Raw genomic sequence first — 8,878 nt, 5'->3', positions numbered from 1 at the left:
AGCGCCGCGCTGGCCATGGCCGCCAGGGGCGTGTGGCAGCTCCAGCCCAGCGCCAGGACCGCCATCAACAAACCGCCGATGTAGTCGTCCTGCCCCCAATGGGCGCCGGCCACCAGGCGCGGCAGCATGAACAGCAAGGCCAGCGCCCAGATCACCAGGTGCTGCGCCAGGCGGCGGCTGAACAGGCTCATGAACAGCGCCCAGATCAGCAGCACCGAGGCGTGGTCACCCGGGAAGCTCTGGCTGGAGCGGTCCTTCAATTCCCACTTCGCTTCCAGGTGCGGGTAGAAGTCGCTCAGGTGCACGGCGTTGTCGAACACCATCGATGGGCTGTTGTGTTGCCAGCCCATTGCGCTGACCCACTTGGAAAACAGCGCGCGAATCACCACTAAGAGGAGTAGGGTGACCAGGAAGCCGAAAAACGCCTGGCGCACCTGGGTGGCCTTGAATACCCAATCACCGCGAATCAGCAGCGACAACATGATCAGCCCGACCAGGATGTCGAACGGGCGTAGGCTGCCGACTGCCCAGATCGACCGCCAGATCAGGTTGTCGGCCAGTGGCGCATTGAGGCTGTGGAACAGCCACTCGTCGAAAGTCAGGCACAGGATCTGGCCAACGGGCCACAACCAGAAACACAGTAGTGCGACGGGCAACAGGGTGCAGGCTGCCAACGGTCCCCAAGACCACCTTGCTTGGAACAGTGGTCGATTATCCATAAAATACCTCGATATCCAGCGGGTTATGAGTGCTTTCTAAGCGCTCTGCGGCGGACCTTTCAGTCTCCTGTAATTATTTTGTAATCATTTTTAGAAAGCCAGACAACCATGAGCGACTTGCCAGATACCGATTTCACCCAACGCTTCCTGTTCGACGACCGCGATGTGCGCGGCGAGTTGGTCGCGCTGGAACGCAGCTACGCCGAGGTGTTGGCCAAGCACGACTACCCGCAGCCGGTAAAGCATCTGCTCGGTGAACTGATGGCCGCCGCCGCGCTGTTGGTCGGCACCCTGAAGTTCGACGGGTTGCTGGTACTCCAGGCGCAGTCCCAGGGCCCGGTGCCGCTGCTGGCCATCGAGTACACCAGCGAGCACGACATCCGTGGCCTGGCGCGCTACGAGGCCGATCAGATCAAGGCGGATGCCGGCCTTGCCGACCTGATGCCGGGTGGTCACCTGGTGTTGACCATCATTCCGGTCAACGGCCAGCGTTACCAGGGCACTGTCGAGCTGGACGGCAAGGACCTGTCGGAGTGCTTCACCAATTACTTCGTCATGTCGCAGCAAGTGAACACCTGCATCTCCCTGGCCGCCGATGGCGCCCGCGCCCGTGGTCTGCTGGTGCAGCAGCTGCCGGCCGAGATCCACAAGGACAGCGAGGAGCGCGAGGAAAGCTGGGCCCATGTCAAGGCGCTGGCCAACACCGTGAAGGTCGATGAACTGCTCGGCCTGGACAACGAAACCGTGCTGCACCGCCTGTACCATGAGGACGCGGTTCGCCTGTTCGATATCCAGCCGCTACGCTTCCGTTGCAGTTGCTCGCGCGAGCGTTCCGGCAACGCCTTGGTCAGCCTCGGCGAGCAGGATGCCAAGGCGCTGGTGGCCGAATGCGGCGGCCGGGTCGAGATCGATTGCCAGTTCTGCAACGAACGCTATCTCTTCGATGCAAGCGATATGGCGCAATTGTTTGCCGGTGGCGGTACCGAGGCCCCATCAGAAACTCAGCACTGAAACGGTTCACTACAGGATAATCTCCTGTCGAATTGCGCAAAAACGCAGTTCTGACAGGAGGGGCCTACTTTTTTTGGGCGTTTCTGGCATAATCCGGCCACTTTTTTCGCTGTAGTAGTTTTTTCGAGACGACTACAAAACGTTTGGAGCACTCGGCCTCGGGCCGGATGGGGTATCTCATGACGCAAGCCAACAACACCGTGTACACCGACCTGAGCGTCGATGAGCTGGTAAAAGAAGCGCTGTCCCGCGGTGAAGGCGTGCTGGCCGATACTGGCGCGCTGGTGGTGGAAACCGGTCACCGCACCGGCCGTTCGCCGGCTGACCGTTTCATCGTCGAAGAACCTTCCACCCAGGACCAGATTGGCTGGGGCCCGATCAACCGCAAGTTCCCGGCCGACAAGTTCGATGCCCTGTGGGACCGCGTCGAGGCGTTCAACAACGCCCAGGATCACTTCGTTTCCTACGTTCACGTAGGCGCTGCGGCCGAACACTACCTGCCGGTCAAGATGACTACCCAGACCGCCTGGCAGAACCTGTTCGGCCGTTGCCTGTTCATCAACCCCGAGCAGTACAACCCGGCTGGCCGTGGCGAATGGCAGATCCTCAACGTCGCCAACTTCGAGTGCGTGCCTGAGCGTGACGGCACCAACTCCGATGGCTGCGTGATCATCAACTTCGCCCAGAAGAAGGTGCTGATCGCCGGCATGCGTTACGCCGGCGAAATGAAGAAGGCCATGTTCTCGGTGCAGAACTTCCTGCTGCCGGCCGCCGACGTGCTGCCGATGCACTGCGCCGCCAACATCGGCGAAGCGGGTGACGTCACCCTGTTCTTCGGTCTGTCCGGCACCGGCAAGACCACCCTGTCGGCCGACGAAAGCCGTTACCTGATCGGTGACGACGAGCACGGCTGGGGCGAGGGCGTGGTCTTCAACATCGAAGGTGGTTGCTATGCCAAGTGCATCGACCTCTCCGAGAAGAACGAGCCGGTCATCTGGAAAGCCATCAAGCACGGCGCGGTACTGGAGAACGTCGTGATCGACGCCAACAAGCACGCCGACTACGCCGACGTGAGCCTGACCCAGAACAGTCGTGCCGCCTACCCGCTGGCGCACGTCGAGAAGGTCTCGGCAGAGAACCTGGGCGGCGAGCCGAACGCGGTCATCTTCCTGACCTGCGACCTGACCGGCGTACTGCCTCCGGTGTCGATCCTGAACAACGAGCAGGCGGCCTACCACTTCCTGTCCGGCTACACCGCGCTGGTCGGTTCCACCGAAATGGGTTCGGGCGGCGGCATCAAGTCGACCTTCTCTACCTGCTTCGGCGCACCGTTCTTCCCGCGCCCAGCCGGTGTCTACGCCGAGCTGCTGATCAAGCGCATCAAGGCGTTCGGTTCGAAGGTCTACCTGGTCAATACCGGCTGGACCGGTGGTGGCTACGGCGTCGGCAAGCGCTTCAGCATCCCGACCACCCGTGGCGTGATCGCTGCCATCCAGAGCGGCGCCCTGATCGGTGCCGAGACCGAGCACCTGGACATCATCAACCTGGACGTGCCGAAGGCTGTTCCAGGCGTCGAGACCGAGCTGCTCAACCCGCGCAACACCTGGGCTGACAAGGCTGCCTACGACGAAGCCGCCAAGGGCCTGGCCACGCTGTTCACCGAGAACTTCAAGAAGTTCGACGTTTCCGACGCCATCAAGGCCGCTGGTCCGCAGCTGTAAGCTGGAGCCGGTTCGGATGAAAAGCCGCCCTTCGGGGCGGCTTTTTCGTATTTGAAAGCCTGCTTTGGGTGCTGTGTCTACTGAGGCTATCGCAGGGAAAGCCAGCTTCTATAGGATTTACACGCCGTTCCTGAAGGTCTGCTGGATTGCTGCATCAATACAGCAAGGCCAGAATCTGTTTCACTTGCAGGGCACCCACCAGAAAGCAGATGCCTTATGACAGAATCCCCCCAACGCTCCGCCTTCTCCCATTTCCACCCCATCCTCACCCGTCCGCAGGACAACGACCACAACGGTCACCTCGCCGGCGCCACCGTGCATGCCTTCTTCGAAACCGCCATCCAGGCCTTCCTGGTCGAACAGGCCGAACTGGACCTGCGCGACGGTGAGCTGGCCGGCTTCGTCGTGAGTTCGGCGGCGGACTTCTTCGCCTTGCCGGGATTTCCCGACGTGCTCGAGGTGGGCCTGGGCGTGACGCGCCTGGCAGGCAGCACCGTGGAGTTCCGCCTGGCGCTGTTCCGCCCGGGCGAGGCCGAAGCCTGCGCGGCGGGGAGCGTGGTGCAGGTATTCGTCGAGCGGGCCTCGGGACGTCCGGTGGCGCTGTCGGAGACGCTGCAGCTGATCCTCGCCGGGCTGTCGCTCAATCGTTGAGGCGAATGATCCCCTCGCGCACGGCGAAAAGCACCAGGCCGGGCACGTCGTGGATCTGCAGGCGGTGCATGATCTGCGAGCGATGGGCCTCGACGGTCTTGATGCTAAGGCCCAGGCCGTCGGCGATGGAGCGGGTGGTCTCGCCTCGGGCGATCAGGCGCAGGATCTCCAGCTGGCGGTTGGTCAGCGGCGGTGTCTGCACCTGGCTGACGACGCGCTTGCGGCTGTGTTTCAGGGCCTGGCCGATGACCATCGGCAGTACCGCCGACGACAGGTACTGGCCGCCTCCGCGCAGGGTCTGCAGGGCTTGTTCCAGCTCGCTCACCGTGGCGCTCTTGAGCAGGAAGCCATGGGCGCCCAGCTGCAGGCAGCTCATCACATGCTCGAGCTCCGAGCGTGGCGAAAACATCAGTACCCGGCAGGCTGGCGCGCGGATGAACAGCTCCTGCAGGGCCTGCTGGCTGTCCAGCTCGCCGCTCATGTCGAGCACCACGATGTCCGGCTTGAGTTTTTCCGCGAGGCTCACGGCTGTCATGGCATCGCCGGTGTCGCCCACCACGACGAAATCTTTCTTCTGTTCAAGCAGGGCACGCAGGCCGGCGCGGAAGAGCGGCGAGTGATCGGCAAGCAGGATTCGGCAAGGCATGAATAAGGGCCTGTTTCGCAAGGGAAGGGGGGCGGCAGGCCTGCTCGATCCGGAAGCGCACTGCCGCGCGGTTGCGCGATCAGTCCTTGTCTGCCGATGGGCACGGCAGTGCCTCTTATCATAGGCGTTCGAACACCGACGGCAGTAGTGGACGCAGGGGCAGGCCCAGGGCATGGACGCTCTCGCTGTGACCGATGATCATCAGGCCACCGGGGCGCAGGTGTGCCAGCAGGCGCTGGAGTACCTCGTTCTTGTACCGTGGCGCCAGGTTCGACAACAGGTTGCGCAACAGGATGACGTCGAAGCTGCCGAGCTGTTCGGGCAGGGGCCGGATCAGGTTGAGCGCTTCGAAGCGCACCTGCTTGCGCAGGGCCGCCGAGACCCGCAGTCGACCGGTCATCTCGCCTACCCCGCACAGGCCGTGGCGGGCCAGCCAGCCTTCGGGAAAGTAGCGTGCCTGGGCGATGTCGTAGATGCCGGCAGCGGCGGTTTCCAGCAGTTGCGCGTTGAAGTCGCTCGCCAGCACCTGCCAGTCGGGATGGCGGGCGTTTTCGGCGGCGACCATGGCCAAGCTCCAGGCTTCTTCCCCGGTGGCGCAGGCGGCGCTCCACAGGCGTGCGGGGTGGTCGAGCTCGGCCAGCCAGCGGGCCAGGCATTCGAAATGACGATGCTCGCGAAAGAAGTAGCTGTCATGGGCGACCAGCAGGCGCAGCAGGTGCTCGCGTTCGCCCGCGCCGTGGGGGCCGTCGAGCAGGGCGAGATAGTGTTCGAAGTCGGGAAGGCCCAAGGCCTTGAGGCGCTTGTGCAGGCGTGCCGCGACCACGGCACGGCGGTCGTCGGCCAGTTGCACGCCGGTGGCCTGCACGACCCGTTGGCGAATCGACGCAAAGCTGGCTTCGCCGAGCAGTGGCGGGCGGCGGCCTGGCATCCTTCAGCCTCTCCTGGCCCGTGGCAGACAGATGGGGGCGGTAATGATCGTGCGCATTCCCTGCGTCCTGTGCTTGATCGAAACGACGATGATAACTAGTGGCAAGTGGCCTCCATATCGGGGCAGCCCCTAATCCTCTGGCGGGTATACAAACGAAAAGGCCCTGCCGATGAGGGCAGGGCCTTAGGTTTCAGGCGTAAGCCTGGCGATCAGTCGTGGCGCCAGTGGCGCTTGTGCTTGCGATGGCCATAGTGGTGGCCACGGTCGTAGTAGCGGCGATCGTCGTAGTCGCGACGGTAGCGACGCTCGTGGCGTTCATCTTCGTCGGCCTTGTTGCCCATGTAGTTGCCCAGTGCGCCACCGGCGCCACCACCGGCGGCCGCGCCGATGTAGCTGCCGGTGGTGCCGCCCATGGAGCGACCCACCACGTTGCCGCCTGCTGCACCCAGCGCGCCACCGATGGCGGCCTCGCCGCGCTGGCGCTTGTCGGCGCCCAACGCACCGCCGGCCGCGCCGCCCAGGCCGGCACCGATGGCGCCGCCGGTGCTACCGCCGATGGAGTTGCCCACCACGGAGCCCAGTACCCCACCCAATGCGCCGCCAATGCCGGCTTCGGTGGTGCCGCCTGCCATGGCAACGCCGCTGAGCAGACCAAAAGACAACAACAGAATCGAGGAGTACTTCTTCATCAAGAGAGCCTCAGAGGGATGACGAAGCGGAATTTGAGGCTCGCCGAGGCGGCTGGCAATCGGAATCCGACGAGTAGCACGAGTTGTACACAATTCTCTAAGTTATTGAATTATGTATGAAACTTTTGCGAATTTCGGCTGTCTGAGCTATTTATGACGAAGCCCTGAACCATTGCGGAACAGGGCTTTTTTGTGGGCAGGTGCTCGGGATCTGCGCTTGCCCCCTGTAGGAGCGCGCCTAGCCCAATCTTGCTCAGATGATGCGCCCGTCGTCCCGCGCTCGTTCCAGCTTGATGGCGATGAACTTCGACGTCGGCGTATGGCTGCCGTCGCCGATGCTTTCCAGCGGCACCAGCGGGTTTACCTCGGGGTAGTAGGCCGCCGCCTGGCCGGCGGGAATATCGAACGCCAGCAGGGTGAAGCCCTGCACCCGGCGTACATGGTCATCGCCCCACAGCGACACGATGTCGACTTTCTGCCCCGGTTGGAAGCCCAGGCGGATGATGTCGGCTTCGTTGACGAACAGCACGTCGCGCTGGCCGCGCACGCCGCGGTAGCGGTCGTCCATGCCATAGATGGTGGTGTTGTACTGATCGTGCGAACGCATCGACTGCATGATCAGGTCCGGCACCTGGCCGCTGGCGCGCACGCGTTCGTCGAGCAGGCTGTCGGGCAGCAGGTTGGCCTTGAAGTTGGCACGGCCGCTGGCGGTCTTCCACTGGCGGCTGCCGGCGCTGTTGCCCAGGTAGAAGCCGCCGGGCAGGCGCAGGCGTTCATTGAAGTCGGCAAAGCCGGGAATGGTGTCGGCGATCAGGTCGCGGATGCGGTCGTAGTCGGCCACCAACCAGTGCCAGTCCACCGGTTGCTTGCCCAGGGTGGCGGCGGCGATACCGGCGACCACGGCCGGCTCCGAGCGCATCTGCCGCGACAGCGGCTTGAGCTGGCCGTTGGAGGCGTGGACCATGCTGAACGAGTCCTCCACCGTTACCGCCTGCGGGCCTTCGCCCTGCAGGTCGATATCGGTACGGCCCAGGCACGGCAGGATCAGCGCCTGCTTGCCGTGGACCAGGTGGCTGCGGTTGAGCTTGGTGCTGATGTGCACGGTCAATTCGCAATTGCGCAGCGCCTGCGCGGTGCGTTCGGTGTCCGGCGTGGCCTGGGCGAAGTTGCCGCCCAGACCGATGAACACCTTGGCTCGGCCGTCGAGCATGGCGTGGATCGCCTCGACGGTGTTGTGGCCGTTGTGGCGCGGCACCGGGAAGCCGAAGCGCTTTTCGAGGGCGTCGAGCAGGAACACCGGCGGGCGTTCGTTGATGCCCATGGTGCGGTCACCCTGCACGTTGCTGTGGCCGCGCACCGGGCACAGGCCGGCGCCCGGCACGCCGAGGTTGCCGCGCAGCAGCATCAGGTTGACGATTTCCTGGATGGTCGGCACCGAATGGCGGTGCTGGGTGATGCCCATGGCCCAGCACATGATCACCCGTTTGCCCTTGCAGTACATGCGCGCCGACAGTTCTATGTCGGCGAGGGTCAGGCCCGATTGCGCCTGAATCTGCTCCCACGAAGTGGCATCGACCACCGCCAGGTACTCGTCCACGTCATGGCCGTGCTCGGCGATGAAGGCGTGGTCGAAGATCGCCGGCTCGCCCTTGGCCTGGGCTTCACGCTCCCACTGCAGCAGGAACTTGGCCATGCCGCGCAGCAGCGCCATGTCGCCGCCCAGGGCCGGTCGGAAGAATGCCGTGTTGGTCGGGCGGTCAGTGTTGGTCAGCATTTCCAGCGGGTTCTGCGGATGCTGGAAGCGCTCCAGGCCACGCTCCTTGAGCGGGTTGACACAGACCACCTGGGCGCCGCGTTTGACCGCGTCACGCAGCGGGTCGAGCATGCGCGGGTGGTTGGTGCCAGGGTTCTGGCCCCAGACGAAGATCGCGTCGGCGTGCTCGAAGTCGTCGTAGGTGACCGTGCCCTTGCCCACGCCGACGCTCTGGCCCAGGGCCACGCCGCTGGCTTCGTGGCACATGTTCGAGCAGTCGGGGAAGTTGTTGGTGCCGTAGGCGCGCACGAACAGCTGGTACAGGTACGCCGCCTCGTTGCTGGCCCGGCCGGAGGTATAGAACTCCGCCTGGTCAGGGCTGGACAGGTTGTTCAGGTGCCGGGCGATCAGGGCGAATGCCGCGTCCCAGTCGATCGGGCGGTAACGGTCGGTGACCGGGTCGTAGACCATCGGCTCGGTCAGGCGGCCCTGGTATTCGAGCCAGTAGTCGCTCTGTTCGAGCAGCGCGCTGACGCTGTAACGGGCGAAGAACGCCGCATCGACGCGGCGCTTGGTGGCCTCCCAGTTGACCGCCTTGGCGCCGTTCTCGCAGAACTTGACCATGCCGCTCTCGGGCGAGTCACCCCAGGCGCACCCAGGGCAGTCGAAACCGCCGTTCTGGTTGGTCTTGAGCAGGGCGCGGATGTTCTTCAGGGCGTTGTCGCTGCCCACCCAGGCCTTGGCCACGCTGCGCAGCGCC

General features: G+C 64.1%; 8 protein-coding genes. 3 read left to right on the top strand and 5 right to left on the bottom strand.

Annotated features, from left to right (window positions below):
- On the bottom strand, nt 1-719 hold a 719-nt coding region (locus tag CC207_RS05670), incomplete at its 3' end, for a phosphatase PAP2 family protein (protein ID WP_256582023.1).
- Nucleotides 720-827: 108 nt separating this feature from the next.
- Here CC207_RS05670 and hslO point away from each other — a divergent pair.
- The 3 genes from hslO (at nt 828) to CC207_RS05655 (ending at nt 4,102) form a co-directional block, all read left to right on the top strand.
- On the top strand, nt 828-1,730 hold the full coding sequence (gene hslO / locus CC207_RS05665) for an Hsp33 family molecular chaperone HslO (RefSeq protein ID WP_088851708.1): 903 nt from the start codon (nt 828-830) through the stop codon (nt 1,728-1,730).
- A gap of 179 nt (nt 1,731-1,909) precedes the next feature.
- Nucleotides 1,910-3,451 carry a phosphoenolpyruvate carboxykinase gene (locus CC207_RS05660; RefSeq protein WP_028689203.1) on the top strand — a complete coding sequence of 514 codons (1,542 nt, stop codon included), beginning with the start codon at nt 1,910-1,912 and terminating at the stop codon, nt 3,449-3,451.
- Nucleotides 3,452-3,667: 216 nt separating this feature from the next.
- The gene (locus CC207_RS05655) at nt 3,668-4,102 is read left to right on the top strand and encodes a thioesterase family protein (protein ID WP_028689202.1); all 435 of its coding nucleotides are present in this window, start codon (nt 3,668-3,670) and stop codon (nt 4,100-4,102) included.
- Here the strand turns inward: CC207_RS05655 and CC207_RS05650 are convergent.
- From CC207_RS05650 to CC207_RS05635, 4 genes are all read right to left on the bottom strand, one after another.
- On the bottom strand, nt 4,092-4,748 hold the full coding sequence (locus tag CC207_RS05650; RefSeq protein ID WP_028689201.1) for a response regulator transcription factor: 657 nt from the start codon (nt 4,746-4,748) through the stop codon (nt 4,092-4,094). The two genes, CC207_RS05655 and CC207_RS05650, sit on opposite strands and share 11 nt — an antisense overlap.
- 118 nt (nt 4,749-4,866) lie before the next feature.
- A complete protein-coding gene (locus CC207_RS05645) occupies nt 4,867-5,676 on the bottom strand; it encodes a protein-glutamate O-methyltransferase CheR (protein WP_028689200.1) in 810 nt (269 codons plus the stop codon).
- A 209-nt stretch (nt 5,677-5,885) separates the two neighbouring features.
- On the bottom strand, nt 5,886-6,365 hold the full coding sequence (locus CC207_RS05640) for a glycine zipper domain-containing protein (protein ID WP_028689199.1): 480 nt from the start codon (nt 6,363-6,365) through the stop codon (nt 5,886-5,888).
- Between the two features lie 253 nt (nt 6,366-6,618).
- A partial coding sequence (locus CC207_RS05635) for an FdhF/YdeP family oxidoreductase (RefSeq protein WP_256582020.1) occupies nt 6,619-8,878 on the bottom strand: 2,260 nt, incomplete at its 5' end.

The sequence above is a fragment of the Pseudomonas sp. DrBHI1 genome (assembly GCF_002205115.1).
Lineage (GTDB): Bacteria > Pseudomonadota > Gammaproteobacteria > Pseudomonadales > Pseudomonadaceae > Aquipseudomonas > Aquipseudomonas mosselii.
Note: the sequence above shows the minus strand (reverse complement) of the source record. Positions and strands in the feature narration are given on the sequence as shown.

Coding starts and splice junctions, on each gene's coding strand:
- hslO (WP_088851708.1), top strand. CDS start 828: ATGAGCGACTTGCCAGATACCGATTTCACCCAACGCTTCCTGTTCGAC.
- CC207_RS05660 (WP_028689203.1), top strand. CDS start 1,910: ATGACGCAAGCCAACAACACCGTGTACACCGACCTGAGCGTCGATGAG.
- CC207_RS05655 (WP_028689202.1), top strand. CDS start 3,668: ATGACAGAATCCCCCCAACGCTCCGCCTTCTCCCATTTCCACCCCATC.
- CC207_RS05650 (WP_028689201.1), bottom strand. CDS start 4,748: ATGCCTTGCCGAATCCTGCTTGCCGATCACTCGCCGCTCTTCCGCGCC.
- CC207_RS05645 (WP_028689200.1), bottom strand. CDS start 5,676: ATGCCAGGCCGCCGCCCGCCACTGCTCGGCGAAGCCAGCTTTGCGTCG.
- CC207_RS05640 (WP_028689199.1), bottom strand. CDS start 6,365: ATGAAGAAGTACTCCTCGATTCTGTTGTTGTCTTTTGGTCTGCTCAGC.